Raw genomic sequence first — 22715 nt, 5'->3', positions numbered from 1 at the left:
GCCGTCTCAGGCGTCCGGGGGCGCGGAGCCCACGAGCCACATCGAGAAGAACTGGGACCCGCCGCCGTAGGCGTGCCCCAGCACCTTGCGGGCCCGCTCCAGCTGGCGTTCCCCGGCCTGTCCGCGCACCTGAAGGGCCGCTTCGGCGAACCGGATCATCCCGGAGGCCCCGATGGGGTTGGTGGACAGGACGCCGCCCGACATGTTGACGGGCAGGTCACCGTCGAGTTCGGTCACCCCGGACTCGGTGAGCTTCCAGCCCTCGCCCTCGGCGGCGAAGCCGAGGTTCTCCAGCCACATCGGCTCGTACCAGGAGAACGGCACGTACATCTCGACGGCGTCGATGTCCCGGCGCGGATCGGCGATCCCCGCCTGCCGGTACACGTCGGCCGCGCAGTCCTTGCCCGCCTGCGGCGACACGGCGTCCTTGCCCGCGAAGAGGGTGGGCTCGCTGCGCATCGCGCCGCCCAGCATCCAGGCGGGCGGCCTGGGCGCCCGTGCGGCCCCGGCGCGGTCGGTGAGCACCATCGCGCAGGCGCCGTCGGAGGACGGGCAGGTCTCCGAGTAGCGGATCGGGTCCCACAGCATGGGCGAGGCCTGGACCTTCTCCAGGGTGATGTCGTGCTCGTGGAGGTGCGCGTACGGGTTCTTCAGTGCGTTGCGCCGGTCCTTGTACGCCACCAGCGAGCCGACCGTGTCGGGCGCGCCGCTGCGTCGCATGTACGCGCGCACGTGCGGGGCGAAGAACCCGCCCGCCCCGGCCAGCAAGGGTTGCTGGAAGGGGATCGGCAGGGACAGTCCCCACATGGCGTTCGACTCGGACTGCTTCTCGAAGGCGAGCGTCAGGACGGTGCCGTGCACGCGGGCCGCCACCAGGTTGGCGGCGACGAGGGCGGTGGACCCGCCGACGGAGCCGGCCGTGTGCACCCGGAGCATGGGCTTGCCCACCGCGCCGAGCGCGTCGGCGAGGTACAGCTCCGGCATCATCACGCCCTCGAAGAAGTCGGGCGCCTTGCCGATGACGACGGCGTCGATGTCGGCCCAGGTCAACTCCGCGTCGTCGAGCGCCCTTCGGGCGGCCTCCCGGACGAGCCCGGCGATCGACACGTCCCGGCGCGCCGCGACGTGCTTGGTCTGGCCGATGCCTACGACGGCCACGGGCTCCTTGCTCATCGCGGATCCCCTTCGAGTACGGCGACCAGGTTCTGTTGCAGACAGGGGCCGGACGTGGCGTGCGCGAGCGCCCGGTCGGACTCGCCCCGCTGGATACGGGCCGCGGCCTCTCCGACGCGGATGAGTCCCGCGGCCATGACGGGGTTGGCGGCGAGCGCTCCGCCCGACGGGTTGACGCGCACGCCGTCGTCGAGCTTCAGCGCCTTGCGCAGGACGACCTCCTGCGAGGTGAAAGGCGCGTGCAACTCGGCGGTGTCGACGGGCCGTTCGAACGCACCGGCCTTCTCGGCGGCGAGGCGGGTGGAGGGTGAGTCGGTCAGGTCACGGACACCGAGGCCGTGTGCCTCGATGCGGTGGTCGATGCCGCGGATCCAGGCGGGCCGTGCGCACAGCTCGCGGGCCCGCTCCCCCGCCGCGAGGATCACGGCGGCGGCGCCGTCGCCGATGGGCGGGCAGTCGCCGGTACGGAGCGGTCGTACGACGTACTCGCCGTGCGGCACCGGACCCCGCAGCTGGGCATGGGGGTTGGCGAAGGCGTCGGCGCGGCTGCGGGCCGCGACCGCGGCGAGCGCGGGCTCGTCCGTGTGGCCGGCGTCGATGAGGGCCTGCGCCTGGAGGGCGGCCAGGGCGACGGAGTCGGGCCACAGGGGGGCGAGGTAGTAGGGGTCGAGCTGCCGGGTCAGGACGTCGCGCAGGGGCCCGGGTGAGGACTTGCCGTAGGAGTAGACGAGCGCGGTGTCGGCGTCCCCGGTCAGCAGCTTGGTCCAGGCTTCGTACAGCGCCCACGCGCCGTCCATCTCGACGTGCGACTCCGAGATCGGCGGCCAGGCGCCGACGCCGTCGAGGGCGAGGGTGAAGGAGAAGGCGCGGCCGGCGAGGTAGTCGCTCGAGCCGGAGCAGGTGAAGCCGATGTCGGCGGTCTTCAGGCCCGTCTGCTTCAGCACGTCGTGCAGGACCGGCATGAGCATCTCGACCTCGGAGAGCTCCTCGCTGGTGCGCCGGTGGTCGGTCTGTGCGAAGGCGACGACGGCGATCTCGCGGTTCACAGCAGCTCCCTGTAGGTGTCGTAGTCCGCGTCCGGTTCGCCCGTGGGCCGGTAGTGGTCGGGGAAGCGGGCGCCTTCCGTCCACACCGGTTCGACGCGCAGGCCCATGCGCACCTGGTCGTAGGGGATGCCGCCGATCCGGCCGTGCAGGGCGAGGTCGGCGCCGTCGAGGGCGATGTGGGCGTAGACGTACGGCACTTCGATGTCGAGGTTCTTGGCCTTGATGTTGACGATGCAGAACGTCGTGACTGTGCCGCGGGGACCCACCTCGACCTGTTCCGATGTGGCCACCCCACATGTGGGGCACGCACCCCTCGGCGGGACGTACACCTTGCGGCAGGACGGGCACCGCTCGCCGACGTTGCGGTGTACGGCCAGGGCGTTGATGTAGGCGGACTGGGCGCGGCCGGGTGAGTAGGTGTAGTCGAGTCGGGCGGGGGCGACGATGCCGGTGACCGGGTTCTCGAACTCGCCGGTGTGGGCGGCGGGTTCGGCCCGGTCATCGTCGTACGGCGCGCTTTCGGTCGCCTCGCTCTCGTACGGCTCGAAGCAGGCGATGTCGGTGATGGCGCCGGTGCGCTCCTCGGCCCACCGCACGCGGACGCGCATGCCGGTGTGCACGGCGTCGGGGCCGGGGGCGTCGAGGGCGTGCAGGAGGGCGGTGTCGGCGCCGTCGAGGCGCACCAGCGCCCAGGCGAAGGGGGTGTCGAGGGGCTGGTCGCGGCGGGGGGCGTGGTTCCAGGCCCAGGTGGTGACCGTGCCGGTGGGGGCGACCTCGACGAGGTCGCGGATCTCCTCCGCGGTGACGGGGTCGTACTCGACGGGTGGGACGAGCGTTCGGCCGTCGCTGGTGCGCACCCCGAGCACGACGCGTTCGCGCAGGCCGGTGAGGAAGGCGCTCTGGACGGGACTGAGGGAGCGGGTGAACGGGAACTCGACGGTCAGCGGGGCCTTGAGGACTTCGGGCACGGTGACTCCCTCGTCAGGAACGTTTGTAGACAGGCGGTCGCTTCTCCGTGAAGGCGCGGGCGCCCTCCTTGGCGTCGGCGGTGTCGAAGATCGGCCAGCCGCGCTTGAGTTCGGCGGCGAGGCCGTCGGTCTCGGTCATCTCGGCCGTGTCGTACACCGACGCCTTGACGGCCTCGACGGCCAGCGGACCGCAGGCGTTGATCTGTTCGGCGATCTCCAGGGCCTTGGTCAGGGCCGTGCCGTCGGGGACGACGTGGCCGATCAGGCCGATGTCGGCGGCTTCCCGGGCGCTGTAGGGGCGGCCGGTCAGCAGCATCTCCAGGGCGTGGGTGCGGGGGATCTGCCGTTGCAGACGGACCGTGGAGCCGCCGATCGGAAACAGGCCTCGCTTGACTTCGAAGAGCCCGAACGTCGCCGACTCGCCCGCGACCCGGATGTCCGTGCCCTGCAGCATCTCGGTGCCGCCCGCGACGCAGTACCCCTCGACGGCGGCGATCACCGGCTTGCGCGGGCGGTGATGGCGGAGCATCGCCTTCCAGTGCAGGTCGGGATCGGCCTTGAGCCGGTCGCGATAGTGCTCTCCCTCCAGGCCGCCGTTCCCGGCGAGGGCCCTGAGGTCCATGCCCGCGCAGAAGCTGCCCCCCGCTCCGGTGAACACGATCGAGCGGACCGAGTCGTCCGCGTCGGCCTCGATCCAGCCGTCGTAGAGACCGACCAGCATCGGCAACGACAGCGCGTTCTTCGCCTCCGGCCTGTTGAGCGTGAGCACCAGCGTGGCGCCCTCGCGCCGCACGGTGAGGTGTTCCGTCCCACCCATGACCCGTCTCCCCTCTGCCAGAACGAGAACAGGTTGCAGTAGGCGCGGAGGCACTTCAAGGGTTTTCTGACAGACAGTCAGATTCTTTTGCGCGGAGGCTTCACAGTTGTGCCGCCCTTTGCTCTGATGACCGGCGAACCGTCGGAGAGCCAGGCCCCTGTCGAGGTCAGGAGGAGCGGTGGAGTACAACCTTGCCGACCTGTTCGAGTCGGTCGTCGACGCGGTGCCCGACCGCGAGGCGCTCGTGTACGTCGACCACCCGGGCACGGGCGCGGAGCGCCGGCTGACGTACGCGGAACTGGACGCGGCCGCCAACCGGATCGGCCACCATCTGATCGACAGCGGGATACGCCCCGGCGAGCACCTCGGGCTCCACCTCTACAACGGCGTCGAGTACCTGCAGACGGTGCTGGGCTGCCTGAAGGCACGGATCGTTCCGGTCAACGTCAACTACCGCTACGTCGAAGAGGAGTTGGTGTACCTGTACCGGGACGCCGATCTGGTGGCGCTGGTCTTCGAGGCGGAGTTCACGGATCGGGTGGCGGCGGCGCTGCCGCAGGTGGACGGGGTACGGCATCTCGTGCGGGTGGGCACCGCGGCGCCGGGTGCGGCCGACGCGCCGGTCGTGCCCGCCGTGGCCTTCGCGGACGCCGAGGCCGCCGGGTCGCCCGAGCGCGGGTTCCCGGTGCGGTCGGGCGACGACCAGTTCATCATCTACACCGGTGGCACCACCGGCATGCCCAAAGGTGTGATGTGGCGCCAGGAGGACCTGTTCTTCTCGGGGCTCGGCGGGGGTGCGCCGACCGGCGAGCCGGTGAAGAAGCCGGAGGAGCTGGCCGAGCGCGTGGCGGCGGGCGGAGACGGGATCACGTTCTTCCCCACCGCTCCGCTGATGCACGGGACGTCCACGCTGACCGCCTTCATCGGCTTCAACTTCGGCCAACGCGTCGTGATTCACCGCAAGTTCGTGCCGGAGGAGGTCCTGCGGACGATCGAGAAGGAGAAGGTCACCAGCGTGTCGCTGGTGGGCGACGCGATGCTGCGGCCGCTGGTCGACGCGCTGAACGGGCCCATGAAGGGCACGGACTGCTCGTCGATGTTCAGCGTCTCCTCGTCCGGGGCGATCATGTCCGACACTGTGCGCCGGCAGTTCCAGGAGCTGGTCCCGAACGTGATGCTGCTGAACAACTTCGGCTCCTCGGAGTCCGGCTTCAACGGCACCGCGACCGAGGACTCCGGACCCGAGCGCGGCTTCCGCATCCGCGTCAACTCCCGTACGCAGGTGGTCGATCCGGCGACGCACGAGCCGGTCGCGGTGGGCGAGGTGGGCCGGGTCGCGCAGTGCGGCCACGTGCCGCTGGGCTACTACAACGACCCGGCGAAAACCGCCGAGACCTTCTTCGAGAAGGACGGCGAGCGGTGGGTGCTGCTCGGCGACATGGCCACGGTCGACGAGGAAGGCGTCGTCACCGTGCTGGGCCGCGGCTCGCAGTGCATCAACACCGGTGGCGAGAAGGTGTACCCGGAGGAGGTCGAGCAGGCGCTCAAGTCCCATCCCGACGTGTACGACGTGCTCGTGGCCGGGGTGCCGGACCCGAAGTGGGGGCATCACGTGGCGGCCGTCGTGCAGTTGCGCGCGGGCGCGGTGCGGCCGTCACTGGCGGACATCCAGACGCACTGCCGCTCCCACCTCGCGGGGTACAAGATCCCACGCCAGCTGGTGATCACGGAGTCGATCCGGCGCTCGCCGAGCGGCAAGGCGGACTACCGGTGGGCGCGGGACGTGGCGGTGGCGGCGGACGGATGAATTCCGGGCAGGTCCGATTGAACCTAAGGTGACGTGCGGACGTACTCGTGGTGGCAGGCTCGGTCATCGGGCGCTGTTTGCCATGCCATCGCAAGACCGCACGGGAGGACCTCCGGGTGTCGCAGGAGGCAGCAACAGAGCAGGCAGAACGAGAGACAGAAGAAGCGGAGACGGCAGAGGCGGTCGAGACAGCCGACGGGGTCGAGGGGTCCGAGGCGCCCGAGGCCGCCGAGCCGCTTCCCGAGGCCGCCGAGGCACGTGACGAGACCAGCGCGCCTGCGCCCCGCCGCGCGGACAGGCCCGGCTGGTTCGGCTGGCGCCGTCGTTACCCGCGCGCCGCATATGCCGTGCGGATGGGGACGCATGTCCTGGCCGGTGCGCTGGTGCTCGCCGCGCTCCTCGTGCCGAACCGCCTCGACTGGATCACTGTCCAGCAGTTCCTCCGTCTCCCCGTGGAGGCGATCTTCCTGGCGGCCGTCCTGCTCGCGCTGCCGTCGAAGGCACGGCGGGTCACGGCCGTCGTCCTGGGGGCGTTCCTCGGGATGTCCATCGTTCTCAAGTGCCTCGACATGGGCTTCCGCCAGACCCTGGCGCGACCGTTCGACCTGGTCTTCGACTGGGTTCTGCTGAACGACGCGGCGGACTTCCTGAAGGACTCGCTCGGCCGCTCGGGAGAGCTGCTCGCGGTGGCCGGGGTGATCGTCCTGGTCGTCGCCGTGCTCGTGGTGAGCGCGCTCGCGGTGAGGCGGCTGGCGGACGTACTGGCCCGGCACCGTCCCGTGGCCGTACGCACCACGCTGGTCCTCGGCGTCGTATGGACCATCTGCTTCACCCTGGGGCTGCAGTTCGGCGGCACCACGGTCGCCACCAAGAGCTACGCCCAGTACCTCGCCAACCGTGTGCAGTACGTCCGCGACGGCCTCGGGGACGCCGAGGACTTCAAGAAGCAGCTCCCGGTCGACGCCTTCGCCGACACGCCGCCCGACCAGCTGCTGACCGGACTGCGTGGCAAGGACGTCATGTTCACCTTCATCGAGAGCTACGGCCGGGTGGCCATCGACGATCCGGCGATGGCACCGGAGGTCGACGCGACGCTCAAGGAGGGCGACGCCAGGCTCGAGTCGGCCGGTTTCGAGGCGCGCAGCGGCTGGCTCAGGTCGCCCGTGACCGGCGCCGGCAGCTGGCTCGCCCACTCGACGTTCCTGTCCGGGCTGTGGGTCAAGAACCAGCAGCGGTACCGCACACTGACCACCAGTGACCGCGCGACCCTCACCAGCTACTTCCAGAAGAGCGGCGCCTGGCGGACCGTCGGCATCGTCCCGGGCGTCCGGAAGTCCTGGCCCGAGGGCAAGTACTTCGGCCTCGACCACATCTACGACTCCACCCACCTCGGCTACCGGGGCCCGTACTTCAGCTGGACGCCGGTGCCGGACCAGTTCAGCCTGGAGGCCTTCCAGAAGCTGGAGCACGGCAAGAAGAACCGCGACCCGATCATGGCGGAGATCATCCTGGCCTCCAGCCACAACCCCTGGTCCCCCATCGCCCACATGGTCGACTGGAACGACCTCGGGGACGGCTCGGTCTTCCACAAGATCAAGAAGGAGGGCACGAACCCCACCGAGGTCTGGAAGAGCTCGAAGCGCGTGCGGACCGAGTACCGCAAGGCCATCCAGTACTCCCTGGACAGCCTGACCCAGTGGGTCCAGCGGTACGGCGACGACGACACCGTCCTCGTCTTCCTCGGCGACCACCAGCCCGTCCCGACGGTCACCGCGGGCAGCACGAACCGGGACGTGCCGGTCACGATCGTCGCCCGCGACAAGAAGGTTCTGGAGCGGATCGCCGACTGGGGCTGGACGGACGGCCTCAAGCCCGCCGAGAACGCACCGACCTGGGGCATGGACAGGTTCCGGGACCGCTTCATGACGGCGTACGGCTCCCGGACGGGCTGAGCAACCGGGGTTGGGCCGTTCGAGGACACTCGAGGTGCGAAAGGGTTCGTACGGCGTAGCAGGACGCGACGGTGCGCGGGTGGCGTCCCTACGGTCGCAATGACGGTCGTCGAGACCGCAGGACCGAAAGGGAACCCCCGTGAAGATACGCATCCGCGCGATATGCACGACTGCGATCACCGTTCTCGTCACCGCCGGACCGGCGGCCCCCGTTGCGCACGCCCGGGGCGACCTGGACTGCAGTGACTTCACCTTCCGGGAAGACGCACAGGCGGAGTTCAACCGCGACACCCGGGACCCGCACCGTCTGGACGAGGACCATGGGGTGGACGACGGCATCGCCTGTGAGACGCTGCCGCGCCGGGACGTTGACGTCAAGCCAACGATGCCCACGCTGACGCCCATCCCCACCCTGACGCCGATCCCCACGCTGACGCCCCTCCCCACCCGCTCGGTGATGCCCACGCAGGGCGTCAGGGGCGGCCTGGGCGGCGGGAGAGGGCCGGCGGACTTCGAGGTGGCGCTGGGAGCCGGCCTCGCCGGCGGCGCCCTGGCTCTGACCCTCGGTTACGTCATGTACCGGCGCCGGGCCGGCCGCTGAGTCGGCTCGCCGCCGTCACTCCCCCAGAAACGCCTCTACGGCCACCAGGAACTCCTCGGGCCGGGTCTCGTGGACCAGGTGTCCCGTGTCGAGGGTCACCAGTCGGGTGTCGGGGATCATGTCGGCGAGCACGGCGATCTGCGCCTGCGGAATGAGGCTGGTGGGGCCGCCCCCGATCAGCAGGGTCGGCATGGTGATCCGACCCATGTGGTCCCACCACACAGGATCGGGGGCGTTGCGCTGTTCGTCGGTCGCCCGCACCATGGCCCAGTCGAACGGCAGCTCCCCGTCCGGCCGTTCAGCGGGCGGGCGTGGCGGATCGAGCGGGAACGGTGCCGGTACGTCCTCCAGGACGAGCCGCCGTACGACCTCGGGTGACTGCTGAGCGAGGAGGTAGGCGACCGCGCCGCCGAGCGAGTGGCCGACGACGTCGACCCGGTCCAGGCCGAGGGCGAGGAGGAAGGCGCGTATGTCGTCGCGCATCACCTCGTACCGGTACGCCTCCGGGCCCGCGACCGGATCCGTGCCCGGCCAGTCGCTGCGCCCGTGACCCCGCAGATCAGGCGCGTACACCCGACGTGGCCGCGGCTCGGCGGCCAGCCCTTGCGCGATCCGCGCCCAGTCCGCGCCGTCGGCGCCGCGGCAGTGCAGCAGGAGGACGGGCGGCGCATCCTCGGGGCCCCAGGCGCGGTAGGCCAGGGTGATGCCGTTTGCCTTGACAGTGCGGGAGGTTGTGTCCACAACGGTACGGTACCCGAGCGGAGTTGGGCCATCCGGAGCCGTTGGAGAGCCTGGCCGAGCGCGTCAGCCGCAGGCGCACAGCGCTATCGCCGCAGTGAAGGGCCTGCACCTGCTCCGGCGGCCGCTCTCGAGTGCCCGGTCCGGGCCGCGGCCCCGGGGCTGACCGGGCCGCGGCCGGGGGCCGTCGGCTCACCGGCTCACCGGCTCATGACCGGCCCAGCACGTCCCGGCCGTCCACCGCGTCGTGCGGAGCCTGCGCCGTCGGGTCGAGTTCGGGCCCGCCCCCAGCGGCTGCCGGACGCGTCGACGCGCGCCGGCCCAGGCGCTCCGTCAGACGGGTCGCCAGCGGCTCCGTGTAACGGGCGGTGAGCGGACCCAGGATCACCAGGATCAGGACGTAGGCGGTGGCCAGCGGGCCCAGCGACGGCTCGATGCCGGCGGTGACGGCAAGTCCGGCGATGACGATGGAGAACTCGCCGCGGGCGACCAGCGTCCCGCCCGCACGCCAGCGGCCCTTGGCCGAGATGCCGGCGCGTTTCGCCGCCCAGTAGCCGGTGGCGATCTTCGTGAGTGCGGTGACGGCGGCCAGGGCGAGCGCGGGCAGCAGCACGGGCGGGATGCTCGCGGGGTCGGTGTGCAGCCCGAAGAAGACGAAGAACACCGCGGCGAACAGGTCCCGCAGCGGCGCCAGCAGATTGTGCGCGCCCTCGGCCACCTCGCCGGACAGGGCGATGCCGACGAGGAACGCGCCGACGGCGGCGGAGACCTGGAGCTGCTGGGCGAGCCCGGCCACGACCAGGGTGAGACCGAGCACGACGAGCAGCAGTTTCTCGGGGTCGTCGCTGGAGACGAAGCGCGAGATGTGACGGCCGTAGCGCACCGCGAGCAGGAGGACGAGTCCGGCGACGCCGAGCGCGATGGCGAGGGTGACGCTGCCCGCGGCGAGACCGGCACCGGCGAGCAGGGCGGTGACGATCGGGAGGTAGACGGCCATCGACAGGTCTTCGAGGACCAGGATGCTCAGCACGACCGGCGTCTCGCGATTGCCGAGCCGTCCGAGGTCGCCGAGGACCTTCGCGATGACACCGGACGACGAGATCCAGGTGACACCCGCCAGGACGAACGCGGCGACCGGGCCCCAGCCGAGCAGCAGGGCCAGGCCGGCACCGGGCAGCGCGTTCAGCACGGCGTCGACGAGTCCCGCCGGGTACTGGGACTTGAGGTTGGAGACGAGGTCGGTGGCCGTGTACTCGAGGCCGAGCATCAGCAACAGCAGGATCACGCCGATCTCGGCGCCGATGGCGACGAACTCCTCGCTGGTGCCGAGGGGAAGCAGCCCTCCCTCGCCGAAGGCGAGCCCGGCCAGCAGGTACAGGGGTATCGGCGAGAACTTCAGGCGCCCGGCGAGCCGGCCCAGCAGGCCGAGACCGAGGATGATCGCGCCGAACTCGATGAGGAAGACCGCGGAGGAGTGCATCGCGGCTCACTCCCGCCCGAGTATCACGGCAGCCGCCTCCACACCCTCGCGGGTGCCGATCACGATGAGGGTGTCGCCGCCGGCCAGCCGGAAGTCGGGCGTCGGCGAGGGGATGGCCTCGGCGCGCCGCAGCACGGCCACGATGGACACGCCGGTCTCGGTGCGCATGCGGGTCTCGCCCAGCAGCCGTCCGTTCCAGTGCGAGGTGGCGGACAGTTCGATCCGCTCGGCGACGAGGCCCAGTTCGGTGGTGGACAGCAGGTTGGGGCTGTGGTGCGCCGGCATCAGCGCGTCGATCAGCGTGGCCGCCTCCCCCGCACTGAGCCGCACCGACAGCGCGCACGCGTCCGGATCGTCCTTGCGGTAGGCGCTCAGCGTGCGAGATCCGTCCCGGTGGGCGACCACCGACAGGCGGCGCTGCTCGCGCGTGGTGAGGTCGTAGCGGACCCCGATACCGGGCAATGGCGTACTGCTCAGACGTGGAGCGCTCACGTGGTCCCCTGGGTCGTTCAGGCGTCCGGTTCTTTACCGAACCCTAACCATTGCCGACGCCCGGACCGACGGGTGCTCCCCCGTTCAGAAAGGCCACGACACGCCGTACGAACCACTCCGCGTCGTCCAGCCACTGATGGTGCCCGGCGCCGGGCTGCACGGCGACCTCGGCGTGCGCGCAGACGTCGGCGGTGCGGTCGAGCTCGGGGCCGGGGCGACGTCGAGTTCGCCCGCGAGGACGAGGAGGGGCGGATGGGGGCCGGCCCCATGTGGGCGCGCACCATCTCCCGAACGTCCTTGCCAGAAAGTGCGGCCCGCCCTCTTGCCTGATCATTCACCGCCTGGATTACTGATCCCGAACACCCATACCGAATGATCGGTCGTCCGGATTGATGCGGTTGGCGAGGGAGAACTCCCCATGGCGGATGCGACGGAGCTGCTGGACTCGGGGGAACGGCTCGACTCGGAGGCGCTGCGGGCGTTGCAGCTGGAGCGGCTCAGAGCCTCACTGCGGCACGCGTACGACAACGTGCCGTTCTACCGGGAGTCCTTCGACAAGGCCGGCGTACGGCCCGACGACTGCCGTTCGCTCGCCGATCTGACCCGCTTCCCGTTCACCACCAAGGCCGACCTGCGCGAGAACTACCCGTACGGGATGTTCGCCGTGCCCCAGGACCGTATCCGCCGCATCCACGCCTCCAGCGGCACCACCGGACGCCCCACGGTCGTCGGCTACACCGACGCCGACCTTTCCCTGTGGTCCGACATGGTGGCCCGGTCGATCCGGGCGGCCGGTGGGCGACCCGGGGACAAGGTCCATGTGGCGTACGGCTATGGGCTGTTCACCGGTGGACTGGGCGCTCACTACGGGGCCGAACGCCTGGGTTGTACGGTCATCCCGGCGTCCGGCGGGATGACGGCCCGCCAGGTGCAGCTGATCCAGGATCTCAGGCCCGAGATCATCATGGTGACGCCGTCGTACATGCTCACCCTCCTCGACGAGTTCGAGCGGCAGGGCATCGATCCGCGCGGTACCTCGCTGCGGGTCGGCATCTTCGGTGCGGAGCCCTGGACCGAGCAGATGCGGCGCGAGATCGAGGAGCGGTTCGCGATCGACGCCGTCGACATCTACGGGCTGTCCGAGGTGATCGGGCCGGGGGTCGCGCAGGAGTGCGTGGAGACCAAGGACGGGCTCCAAGTGTGGGAGGACCACTTCTTTCCCGAGATCGTCGACCCGATCAGCGGTGAGGTGCTGCCCGACGGTGAGGAGGGCGAGCTGGTCTTCACCTCGCTCACCAAGGAGGCGATGCCGATCGTCCGGTACCGGACACGGGACCTGACGCGGCTGCTGCCGGGCACGGCGCGGGTGTTCCGGCGGATGGAGAAGGTGACGGGGCGCAGTGACGACATGGTGATCCTGCGTGGGGTGAACCTCTTCCCCACCCAGATCGAGGAGATCGTGCTGCGCACGCCGGGGGTCGCACCCCATTTCCAGCTGCGTCTCACCCGGGAGGGCCGTCTGGACGCGCTCACCGTGCGGGCGGAGGCCCGCCCCGACGCGTCACCCGATACCAGGGACGCCGCGGCGCAGGCCATCGCGGCGGCCGTGAAGGACGGCATCGGTGTGTCGGTCGCCGTGGAGATCGTCGAGCCGGAGTCGCTGGAACGCTCCGTCGGCAAGATCCGGCGGATCGTGGACCTGCGGCCGCGCTAATCAGCGGCAAGACGGTCCCGCAGCTCCCGCTTGAGGATCTTGCCGCTGGCGTTGCGCGGCAGCTCGTCCACGAACACCACCCGCTTCGGCGCCTTGAAGTGGGCGATCTTGTCGCGGGCGTGGTCGATCAGTTCGGCCTCGGTCACCTCGCCGCGCGGCACGACGACCGCCGTGACGGCCTCGATCCACCGCTCGTCGGGCAGGCCGATCACGGCGACCTCGGCGACGCCCTCGTGCGTGTACAGCGCGTCCTCGACCTGGCGTGAAGCGACCAGGACGCCACCGGAGTTGATGACGTCCTTCACCCGGTCGACGATCGTGTAGTAGCCGTGCGGGTCGCGCACCGCGAGGTCGCCGGAGTGGAACCATCCGTCGCGGAAGGCCTCGGCGGTCTCCTCGGGCTTGTCCCAGTAGCCCTCGCACAACTGCGGGGAGCGGTAGACGATCTCACCGGGGGTGCCGTCGGGCACGTCCTCGCCGTTCTCGTCGACCACACGGGCGTCGACGAAGAGGACGGTACGGCCGCAGGAGTCCATGCGGCCCTTGTGCTCGTCCGGGGCCAGGACCGTGGCCAGCGGGCCGATCTCGCTCTGCCCGAAGCAGTTGTAGAAGGCCAGCTTCGGCCATCGCTCCCGCAGTCGCTCCAGGACCGGCACCGGCATGATCGAGGCGCCGTAGTACGCCTTGCGCAGTCCGTCGAGGTCGCGGGTGGTGAAGTCGGGGCGGCCCGCGAGCCCGATCCATACCGTGGGCGGGGCGAAGAGGCTGTCCGCGCGGCCTGCTTCGATCAGGTCGAAGAGCCGGTCGCCGTCAGGCGCGTCGAGGATCGTGTTGGTGGCGCCGACCGCGAGATACGGCAGCAGGAACACATGCATCTGCGCCGAGTGGTACAGCGGCAGTGAGTGGACGGGGCGGTCGCCGGCGCTCAGGTCCAGGGCCGTGATCGCGCTCAAGTACTCGTGCACCAGGGCGCGGTGGGTCATCATCGCGCCCTTGGGCAAGGCCGTCGTACCCGAGGTGTAGAGCAGTTGCACGAGGTCCTCGCTGCGCGCCTCCGGGCCGTCGTACGCGGGCGCCGTGGCCTGTCGCGCCAGCAGGGAGTCGTCGGCGTCGCGCAGGGGCACCGTACGAACGCCGTCCGGGAGCCGGTCCGCCAGGTCCGGGTCGGTGAGGACCAGGGAGCTGCCGGACTGGCCGACGATGTAGGCGAGGTCGTCGCCGGTGAGGTTCTGGTTGACCGGGACGTGGACGAGGCCGGCTCGGGCGCAGGCGAGGAAGGCGATCAGATAGGCGTCCGAATTGTGGCCGTAGGCGCCGACCCGGTCGCCGGGGGTGAGGCCTTGGCCGAGCAGGACGCTCGCCGCGCGCGATACGGCCTCGTCGAGTTCCTCGTACGTCCAGGAGCGGTCGTGGTAGTCGACCGCGACGCGCGCTGGGGTGCGCCGTGCGCTGCGTCGCAGGACCCCGTCAACCGTGCTGCCGTGTCCAGGCGTCATGACACATGATCCTCGGTGCGTCGCACGGACAGGTCAAGCAGGACACCGAACACGACACGGAACACCGTGCCGGGGACACATACCCGTTGGTACGCTCAACGGCTCCTTCCCTCAATGACGTTGGGAGGCACGATGCGCACCCGCCCCAGACGGCTCGTCGTCGCGGCCGTCGCCCTGCTCGCCGCCACGGCGGCCGGGCTGCCCGCGACCGCGGCCGAGCGGCAGGACTCGCAGGACCGGCAGGACTCGCAGCACCGGCAGGAACAGCTTTCGCACGGCGGTCTGTCCGCCGTCATCCGCTACACCGAGTACGGCATTCCGCACATCGTCGCCAAGGACTACAAGAACCTTGGCTTCGGCACCGGTTGGGCGCAGGCCGCCGACCAGGTGTGCACGCTCGCCGACGGGTTCGTGACCGTGCGCGGCGAGCGGTCTCGCTTCTTCGGGCCGGACGCGGCGACCGACTTCTCGCTCTCCTCGGCCACCAGGAACCTCTCCAGCGACCTGTACTTCCGCGGCGTACGGCAGGCGCGCACGGTGGAGAAACTGCTCGCCGAGCCGGCACCGCAAGGTCCGAGCCGTCAGGTGAAGGACCTGATGGGCGGCTTCGCGGCCGGGTACAACGCCTGGCTGAAGCAGAACCGGATCACCGACCCCGCGTGCAAGGGAGCCGCCTGGGTGCGGCCCGTCACCGCGCTCGACGTGGCCGCCCGCTTCTACGCCGTCGCCGTGCTCGGCGGCCAGGGCGGCGCCGTGGACGACATCACGTCCGCGCAGCCGCCCACCGGATCCGCCGCCCGCGCCCAGGGCACCGCACCCCGTCCGGACGCCGAGACCCTGGGACGGGCCGTGCGCGAGCGGACCGCCGACGCGGAGATGGGCTCGAACGCGGTCGCCTTCCACGGCGACACCACAGCGAACGGCCGCGGTCTGCTGCTGGGCAACCCGCACTACCCGTGGCACGGCGGACGCCGGTTCTGGCAGGCGCAGCAGACGATTCCCGGCGAGCTGAACGTCGCGGGCGCGTCGCTGCTCGGCTCGCCGACGATCTCCATCGGTTACAACGCCCATGTGGCGTGGAGCCACACCGTTTCGACCGGTGTCCCGTTCAACCTGCACAGGCTGACGCTGGATCCGGCCGACCCCACCGTCTATCTGGTGGACGGCAAACCCGAGCGGATGACCAAACGGACGGTGACCGTCGCGGTCAAGGACGGCGCACCGGTGACCCGCACCCAGTGGTGGACCCGGTACGGCCCAGTCGTGGCCTCCGCCGACGGCGACCTCCCGCTGCCCTGGACGGCGACGACGGCGTACGCACTGGGCGACCCCAACGCGGCCAACATGAGGTTCGCCGACACCTCTCTCGGCTTCAGCAAAGCGCGCGGCACGGCCGACGTCCTCGCCTCCCTCGCCCGGCACCAGGGCCTGCCGTGGGTGAACACCATCGCCGCGGACTCCTCGGGGCACTCCCTCTACACCCAGTCGCAGGTGCTGCCCAGGATCACCGACGATCTCGCGGCGCGGTGTTCGACGGATCTCGGCAACGTCACCTATCCGGCGGCGGGGCTCGCGGTCCTCGACGGCTCCCGCGGTGAGTGCGCGCTCGGCACCGACCCCGACGCGGTCCAGCCCGGGATCTTGGGGCCCGCACGCATGCCGACGCTGAAGGACGCGCCGTACGCGGAGAACTCCAACGACAGCGCGTGGCTGGCCAACGCCGACCGGCCGCTCACCGGCTACGAGCGGGTCTTCGGCAACATCGGCACACAGCGCTCGCTGCGCACCCGAGGCGCGGTCCAGGACGTGGCGGCGATGGCGGAGCGAGGCGGCCTGACCGTCCGGGACCTGGAGCGCCAGCAGTTCGCGAACCGGGTGCCTGCCGGGGACCTGGCCGCGGCCGACGTGGCGAAGGCGTGTGCCGCGCTGCCGGGCGGGACGGCGACAGGCAGTGACGGCAAGGCGGTTGACGTCACCGAGGCCTGTTCGGTGCTCGCGGCCTGGGACCGCACGATGGACACCGGCAGCCGGGGCGCCCTGCTGTTCGACCGGTTCTGGCGGAAGCTCACGGCGAAGGTGCCGGCCGCCCAGCGGTGGAAGGTGCCGTTCTCGGCGGCGGACCCGGTGCGCACCCCCCACACCCTCAACACCGACGCCCCGGGCTTCACCACAGCCCTCGCGGACACGGTCGCGGAGTTCCGTGCGGCGGGCATCGCGCTCGACTCGCGCCTCGGTGAGCACCAGTTCGTCGTACGGAACGGTCGGCACATCCCCGTTCCGGGCGGCACGGAAGGGCTGGGTGTGTGGAACAAGATCGAGCCGGTGTGGGACCAGGCGCGCGGCGGCTATCGGGAGGTGACGACCGGCTCCAGTCACATCCAGGCGGTGGGCTGGGACGGCAGCCGCTGCCCGGTGGTCCGTACGCTGCTGACGTACTCCCAGTCCTCGAACCCCGACTCGCCCCACTTCAGCGACCAGACCCGGTTGTTCTCCGGTGAGAAGTGGGTGACCTCGCGGTTCTGCGAGAAGGACATCGCGGCTTCGCCCGCTCTGAAGGTCGTGCGCGTGCGCGAACGCTGAGTCGTTGTGGTCCCGCCCCCATGGGGCGGGACCGCAATTTGCTCCTGCGTGCTTCTGTGCGCCCCTTTGGAGAAAGGATTCGGGAAGCCGAGCACCCCTTGAACTGGGCAGGACTTGCCTCAAGTGTCAAGTCCGTGGCACGTTCAACGATTTCGCGTGTCGCGTTTGAGGGGGAGGTTTCCATGAGTCGTGCTGTGCCTGAACAGGAGCAGGCATGGAGGACTGGTACTGCTCCAGGCATATTCCCATTCCTCGGTCACGGTATCGCGTTGTTCCGTCAGCCGCTCGCGTTTCTGAATTCTTTGCCCGCGCACGGGGATCTGGTCGAAATTCGGCTGGGTCCCCAGCGGGCCTGGATGGTGTGTCACCCGGAGTTGGTCCGCCGGATGCTCAGGGACACACGCACCTTCGACAAGGGAGGTCCGCAGTACGACAGGCTTCGGGTCCTGATGGGGGACGGCGTGGTGACGTGCCGTCACGCGGCACATCAGGGGCAGCGCAGGCTGGTGCAACCCGACTTCCGCCCTTCCCGGGTAGCCGACCACACCGAGTGGATGGGCGAGGAGGCCGAGTCGGTGTGCCGCGACTGGCGGCCCGGACAGGCGATCGACGTCAGCGCGGCCATGATGACGTTCACGACAGGGGTCATCGGTCGAGTTCTCTTCTCCGACTCCCTGCACGCCACGACGGCCGCCGAGGTGAGGCACAGCCTAGCCGCCATCGTCCGTGGCCTGTTCGTCCGTACGGTGGTGCCGGTCGAGGCCCTGTTCCGTGTCCCCACGCCCGCGAACCGTCGGTACCGGCGTGCGGTCGACCGCGTGCACGCGATCATCGACGCGGCCATCGCCGAGCGCCGGCGGGGCGCTCCCCGCGACGACCTGCTGGGGACGCTGCTGGAGGCCACGCGCGGCGACGACTCAAGGAAGGCGATCACCGAGCAGGAAGTCCACGATCACCTCGTGTCGCTCCTGCTCACCGGGTCCGAGAGCCCTTCCATGTGCCTGGCCTCCGCTTTCAGCCTCCTGGCCGAACATCCGGAGGCGGAGCGCCGCCTGCACGCCGAACTGGACGCTGTGCTCGCCGGAGGGCGGCGACCCGGTCCCGACGATCTGCCGCGCCTCGTCTACACCCGATGCGTTGTCACGGAGACGCTGCGCCACTCACCGCCCGGCTGGCTCTTCACGCGCGTCACCACCAAGGAAACGGAGTTCGCCGGGTGCCGTCTCCCCCGGGGGGCCACCGTTCTCTACAGCCCCTACCTGCTGCATCACGATCCCAAGTGGTTCCCCGACCCGGACCGATTCCTTCCGGAACGCTGGCTTCCGGGGCAGGCCACCGACGAGCAGTACGGTGCGTTGATCCCGTTCGCCGCGGGCAGCCGCAAGTGCGTCGGCGACGTACTCTCCATGGCGGAGATGACCGTGGCCCTCGCGACCGTCGCCGGCCGCTGGCACCTGCGTCACCTGCCCGGTTCGGTCGAACGACCGCGCCCCGGCGCGACGCTGGGGCCGAGGTCGCTGGTGATGATCTGCGAACCGCGCCCACACACGCCGGTCGGCCCGTCGCCTCGCGCGGCTTCTCTCGCACCCCGGACAACCGCCGCGCCCGGCACCGTCGATTCCGGAAGGGCAGGTGACGACGGTGTCCACGACGCATGAGGAAATCGTGCTCGACGCGCAGGACGGAATTCCGGCTTCCAGCCTCAAGGACCTGATCGACGCCCATCTCTACATGCCTTTCCCCTTCGTGCGCAATCGCCACGCATCCGAAGCGGCCGCCGGTGTGGACGCATGGTTACGCTCGTGCGGGCTGACCGAGGAAGTGGGAGTGGCGGCGATGATCGCCTTCACTCGGCCGGCCGAACTCGCCTCCTACAACAGCCCCACGGTGGAGTTGGACGTCCTCCAGATGGTCGCCAATCAAATCGCCTATCAATTCGTCTTCGACGACCGGGCGGAAGAGATCGGCCGGCGGTCGCCGGACCGGCTGCTGTCCATGCTGTGCGAGAGCGTCGGAATCCTGCGTGACGGCTCTGCGCCCCGCACTCCACTGGGGGCGGCGCTGGCCGATCTCCACCGGCAGGTCCGGGAGCGATGCACACCCGCACAGGCTGCGCGGTGGGCGTGGAAGAGCCGCGAATACGTACACGGTCTCCTGTACGAGTCGGTGGCCCAGGCCCAGCCCCTTGCCCCGGGCATGGGACTGAGCACCTCGATACGGTCCCTCACCGCCGGCGTCGAGCCCTTCTACCCGTTGACCGAGGCGGCACAGCCGTGCGAGCTGGCTCCCCACGAGCTGCATCACCCCGTCATGCAGCGCCTGAGCCGACTGTCGGCCGATGCCGCAGTGTGGATACCCGACCTCTTCTCCGCCGTGAAGGAGCAGCGGACGGGCGGAATGATCAATCTGGCCCTCGCCCACCAGCGGACCCACCGGTGCTCCCTGCCGGTGGCCGTGCTGCTGGCCATCCGGCAGATCAACAGCACGATCAGGGAGTTCGAGCGGCTCTACGAGGAGATCAAACCTGAGTTGAGCCCTGCCGGGATCGGCTATGTGGAAGGCATGGTCGGCTGGATCCGCGGGTGTTACTACTGGGCCCGCACGGTGCCGCGCTATGTGGACACGGCGCTGACGCCCGCTCTCACCTGATGCACGGTGCGCCCGCCAGTGCCACGTGGCGGGCGCACGGCTCGTCGAGGTAGCCCGCAACCAGTTCTCCGCAACGGCCCGCACCGACAGGGCTGATTCGGATCTCATTACCCGAAGGGCGGACAATCGAACCACTTCGGCGCGGGATTCATCCTTCTCTGTCATTCCCCTCCCCGAACACCACCACCGGGTGCTCATCCCGGGCATACGCTCTCGCTGTCCTCCGAGGATCAACGACAGGAAGCGGTAGGGCACATGGCGCATGGGTCGTGGCAACCGAACACCGAGCCCCGCCCGTTGCTCGAGCGCCAACGGGAACTCCATGCGCTCGACTCCGCATTGTCGGACCTCCGTGACACCGCCGACGGCATGCAGCGAGCACGGCCCACCGGACTGCTCGCCTTCACCGGTCCGGCCGGGCTGGGCAAGACGGCACTGCTCACGAAGGCACGCGTCCGCGCCACGGCACACGGATTCCATGTGCTCTCGGCCCGGGCCGGTGAGAAGGACCAGGAGCTGGCGTTCCGTCTGGTGCGCCAGCTCGTCCAACCGGCGCTGGCCACGATGGACGAGACGGAACGCCGTGCCTTTCTGGGCAGTTGGTACGACATCCTCGCCGCCACGCTCGGCCTGGAGGCCACGGACACCGCCCACACACCGGACCCGACCGGGGTGCGCGACGGCCTCGACTGGGTCATGACGCGCCTCGTGGCGATGAAGGCGCCCCTCGTCCTGCTCCTGGACGACCTGCACTGGGCAGATTTCGAATCACTGGGCTGGCTCGCCTCCTTCGCCCCCCGTGCCGCCGATCTTCCGCTCCTGATCGTCGTCGCCTACCGGCCCGACGAACTGCAGCCCGATGCAGCCCCCTTCCGCACGGTCGTCGAACGTCACGGGGACCGCCCCTACCCGCTGGCGCGGCTCAGCGCCGCCGGGGTGGCCAAGATCGTCCGGGACGAGCTGGGAGAGGGAGTCGAGGACGAGTTCTGCGACGAGTGCTGGTCGGTGACCGGCGGGAGCCCGTTCGAGACCGTCGAACTCGCCATCAGGCTCGGCGAACGGAATCTGATGGGCGCGCAGGACGAGCTGCCCGCGATGCGGGACCTGGCCGCGGCGGTCAAGGGCCCTGGACTGATCGAGAGCCTGCACGCGCTGGGCACGACCACCGTCCGCTTCGCCCATGCCGCCGCCGTACTGGGCCCACCGGTGTCACGGGAGGTCGCGGCCACTCTCGCCGTGATCGGCAGCGAGGAGGCCGTGGAGGCAACCGAGAAGCTGCGCGCCGCCCGGATCCTCGCCGAGGCCGAGGGGCCCGGGGGAGGCATCGAGTTCGTCCACCCGCTGATCGCCACGACGATCTACCGGTCCATCCCCTCGGGCCTGCGGGTCGGCCTGCACGACAGGGCCGCGGAGGCCGTCCGCGCGGCGGGGTACGGCCCGACCGCCGCCGCCCGGCATCTGCTGGAGGTCCCCTGCGAAGGCAGGCCCGAGGTCGTCGCGTGCCTGCGCGAGGCCGCCCGCGAATACCTCCGGGCCGGGGCTCCCGAGGCTGCCCGACGCGTCCTGTCCCGAGCGCTGCAGGAGCCACCGCACCCGGAACACCGGGCCGCACTGCTCCACGAGCTCGCCGGCTCGACCTTCCTGATCGAACCCACGGCCACGGTCAGCCATCTCCAGGAGGCGCTGGCGGAGCCCGACGTGGATCCCCATCTGCGGGCCTCCATGGTCTACCGGCTGACCCAGGCGCTGGCCCACACCGACCGGCTGGCCGAGGCGGCGACCGTGTCCGCCGACGAGGCACGGCTCGCCACCCATCCGCGCATCCGACTGCGCATGCAGGGCGATCACTTCGTCTGGAGCGCCTTCCGCGCCGACGAGCCCGACTCCTTCGCCCGCTCACGCAAGCTGGCCCGCCTGGCCGAGCGTCTGACCGGCCGCGGCCTGGAGGAGCGGTACATCCTGGGTTCGCGTGCGTGGGACGCCATGGTGCGCGGCGAACCTCGGCACACCGTTCTCGCGTGTGCGGAGGAGGCCCTGCGCGGCGGACTGAGCTGGACCGACGAGACCCGGGGCTTCGAGGTTCCCGTGTCGGTCGCCCTGGTGTTCATGTACAGCGACCAGCCCCGACGGGCCGAGGAACTGTTCACCGACGGCATCGCCGAGTGCGAGCGCAAAGGCTGGCGTGGCTCCCACCTGGCCCTGGGACAGACCCTCTACGGCTACATCCGCTACCGTCGCGGCTGCCTGGCGGACGCCGAGCAGATGGCACGTGAGGGCCTGCGCATCGCCGACCGGGTCGAAGGCGCCGTCCCCGCCCAGTGGTTCGCCATCGGCATCCTCATCCAAACCCTGCTCGCCCGCGGCCGCACCACCGACGCCCGTCGCCTCGCCGACAACTACCGCTACGGCGAGATCGTCCCGAACGCCGTCATCTACCCCGACCCCCGCACGGTGTACGCCGAACTGCTGCTGGCCGAGGGCCGGCATGCCGAGGCCGAGAGCCTGTTGTCCGCCGTCGGGGACTGGCTCGACGCACGGGGCGTGCGCAACCCCTCCTGGTGCCCGTGGCAGCTGCACCTGGCGTCCGCCCTCGCCCCCACCGCCCCGGAGGCCGCGGTCGGTCACGCCCAGGACGCCGTCAAGCGCGCCCGGGACTTCGGCGCCGCCTCCACGATCGGCCACGCCCTGCACACCCTCGCCGAGGTGACCGGCGGTCCGGCGGCGGTCGACCTGTACGCCGAGGCCGTGGACCACTTGGAGCAGTCACCCGCCTCCTACGAGCTCGCCCGTGCCCTGGTCGGCCACGGTGCCGCCCTGTCCCTGGGCGGCCGGGTCCAGGAGGCCGCCGATCGGCTCTACCGAGGTCTGGAAGGTGCCGTCCACTGTGGGGCGGAGGCGCTGGCCGCCCGGGCCAGAAAGGAACTCTCGGCGGCCGGGCTGCGGCCGCTGCCGCTGCGGTACACGCAGGCGGACACGCTGACGGCCCAGGAGCGCCGTACCGCCGAACTGGCCGTCCAGGGCCATCCGGCGGCCGTGATCGCCAAGGAGCTCCGGCTCACCGAGCAGGGTGTGCGGCAGTTGCTGTCCAGCGTCTACCGGAAGGTCGGCAGCGACGCCGCCGGCCTCGCCAAGGCGCTGGCGACCTTTCCTCGCCCTCGCTCCTGAGGCCCCGGCCGGCCGCCGATCCCGGACGAGCGGCCGG

At 70.6% G+C, this 22715-nt stretch carries 16 protein-coding genes; 8 read left to right on the top strand and 8 right to left on the bottom strand.

Annotated features, from left to right (window positions below; genetic code table 11):
- Window positions 1-6: 6 nt before the first annotated feature.
- The 4 genes from ACZ7L6_RS09440 to ACZ7L6_RS09425 are packed head-to-tail and all read right to left on the bottom strand — an operon-like array spanning window position 7 to window position 4004.
- The gene (locus tag ACZ7L6_RS09440; RefSeq protein ID WP_471921546.1) at window positions 7-1173 is read right to left on the bottom strand and encodes a thiolase domain-containing protein; all 1167 of its coding nucleotides are present in this window, start codon (window positions 1171-1173) and stop codon (window positions 7-9) included.
- Window positions 1170-2219, bottom strand: coding sequence for a thiolase domain-containing protein (locus ACZ7L6_RS09435; RefSeq protein WP_471921544.1), 1050 nt, complete (start codon window positions 2217-2219; stop codon window positions 1170-1172). Before ACZ7L6_RS09435 ends, ACZ7L6_RS09440 begins: the two co-directional genes overlap by 4 nt.
- Complete coding sequence (locus ACZ7L6_RS09430) at window positions 2216-3187, bottom strand: Zn-ribbon domain-containing OB-fold protein (RefSeq protein ID WP_471921542.1); 972 nt, start codon at window positions 3185-3187, stop codon at window positions 2216-2218. The genes ACZ7L6_RS09435 and ACZ7L6_RS09430 overlap by 4 nt, the downstream gene beginning before the upstream one ends.
- 13 nt (window positions 3188-3200) lie before the next feature.
- Window positions 3201-4004 carry a crotonase/enoyl-CoA hydratase family protein gene (locus tag ACZ7L6_RS09425; RefSeq protein WP_471921540.1) on the bottom strand — a complete coding sequence of 268 codons (804 nt, stop codon included), beginning with the start codon at window positions 4002-4004 and terminating at the stop codon, window positions 3201-3203.
- Between the two features lie 178 nt (window positions 4005-4182).
- On the opposite strand from ACZ7L6_RS09425, the gene ACZ7L6_RS09420 reads away from it, so the two are divergent.
- The 3 genes from ACZ7L6_RS09420 (at window position 4183) to ACZ7L6_RS09410 (ending at window position 8364) form a co-directional block, all read left to right on the top strand.
- Window positions 4183-5811 (top strand): acyl-CoA synthetase, encoded by a 1629-nt coding sequence (locus tag ACZ7L6_RS09420; RefSeq protein WP_471921538.1) that lies wholly within the window; start codon window positions 4183-4185, stop codon window positions 5809-5811.
- Between the two features lie 353 nt (window positions 5812-6164).
- The gene (locus ACZ7L6_RS09415) at window positions 6165-7763 is read left to right on the top strand and encodes an alkaline phosphatase family protein (RefSeq protein WP_471921813.1); all 1599 of its coding nucleotides are present in this window, start codon (window positions 6165-6167) and stop codon (window positions 7761-7763) included.
- A gap of 139 nt (window positions 7764-7902) precedes the next feature.
- The gene (locus ACZ7L6_RS09410; RefSeq protein ID WP_471921536.1) at window positions 7903-8364 is read left to right on the top strand and encodes a hypothetical protein; all 462 of its coding nucleotides are present in this window, start codon (window positions 7903-7905) and stop codon (window positions 8362-8364) included.
- Between the two features lie 15 nt (window positions 8365-8379).
- Here ACZ7L6_RS09410 and ACZ7L6_RS09405 read toward each other — a convergent pair whose 3' ends face one another.
- The 3 genes from ACZ7L6_RS09405 to ACZ7L6_RS09395 all read right to left on the bottom strand — a co-directional run bounded on the left by ACZ7L6_RS09405 (window position 8380) and on the right by ACZ7L6_RS09395 (window position 11074).
- Window positions 8380-9105, bottom strand: coding sequence for an alpha/beta fold hydrolase (locus ACZ7L6_RS09405; protein ID WP_471921534.1), 726 nt, complete (start codon window positions 9103-9105; stop codon window positions 8380-8382).
- Window positions 9106-9310: 205 nt separating this feature from the next.
- Window positions 9311-10582, bottom strand: a complete 1272-nt coding sequence (locus ACZ7L6_RS09400; protein WP_471921532.1) for a cation:proton antiporter — start codon at window positions 10580-10582, stop codon at window positions 9311-9313.
- A 6-nt stretch (window positions 10583-10588) separates the two neighbouring features.
- Window positions 10589-11074: a cation:proton antiporter regulatory subunit gene (locus ACZ7L6_RS09395; protein ID WP_471921529.1), complete on the bottom strand. Its 486-nt coding sequence runs from the start codon at window positions 11072-11074 to the stop codon at window positions 10589-10591.
- A gap of 418 nt (window positions 11075-11492) precedes the next feature.
- Here ACZ7L6_RS09395 and paaK point away from each other — a divergent pair, with 418 nt between their 5' ends.
- Window positions 11493-12788, top strand: coding sequence for a phenylacetate--CoA ligase PaaK (paaK, locus tag ACZ7L6_RS09390; RefSeq protein ID WP_471921527.1), 1296 nt, complete (start codon window positions 11493-11495; stop codon window positions 12786-12788).
- On the opposite strand, the gene ACZ7L6_RS09385 is transcribed toward paaK, so the two are convergent.
- Complete coding sequence (locus ACZ7L6_RS09385; protein WP_471921525.1) at window positions 12785-14284, bottom strand: acyl-CoA synthetase; 1500 nt, start codon at window positions 14282-14284, stop codon at window positions 12785-12787. The genes paaK and ACZ7L6_RS09385 overlap by 4 nt on opposite strands.
- 132 nt (window positions 14285-14416) lie before the next feature.
- On the opposite strand from ACZ7L6_RS09385, the gene ACZ7L6_RS09380 reads away from it, so the two are divergent.
- The 4 genes from ACZ7L6_RS09380 (at window position 14417) to ACZ7L6_RS09365 (ending at window position 22678) form a co-directional block, all read left to right on the top strand.
- A complete protein-coding gene (locus tag ACZ7L6_RS09380; RefSeq protein WP_471921523.1) occupies window positions 14417-16864 on the top strand; it encodes a penicillin acylase family protein in 2448 nt (815 codons plus the stop codon).
- A gap of 20 nt (window positions 16865-16884) precedes the next feature.
- The gene (locus ACZ7L6_RS09375) at window positions 16885-18522 is read left to right on the top strand and encodes a cytochrome P450 (RefSeq protein ID WP_471921521.1); all 1638 of its coding nucleotides are present in this window, start codon (window positions 16885-16887) and stop codon (window positions 18520-18522) included.
- Window positions 18506-19513, top strand: coding sequence for a (-)-alpha-amorphene synthase (locus ACZ7L6_RS09370; RefSeq protein ID WP_471921518.1), 1008 nt, complete (start codon window positions 18506-18508; stop codon window positions 19511-19513). The genes ACZ7L6_RS09375 and ACZ7L6_RS09370 overlap by 17 nt, the downstream gene beginning before the upstream one ends.
- Window positions 19514-19768: 255 nt before the next feature.
- Window positions 19769-22678, top strand: coding sequence for an ATP-binding protein (locus tag ACZ7L6_RS09365; protein ID WP_471921516.1), 2910 nt, complete (start codon window positions 19769-19771; stop codon window positions 22676-22678).
- Window positions 22679-22715: the final 37 nt, after the last annotated feature.

The sequence above is a fragment of the Streptomyces sp. NPDC107522 genome (assembly GCF_055657525.1).
Note: the sequence above shows the minus strand (reverse complement) of the source record. Positions and strands in the feature narration are given on the sequence as shown.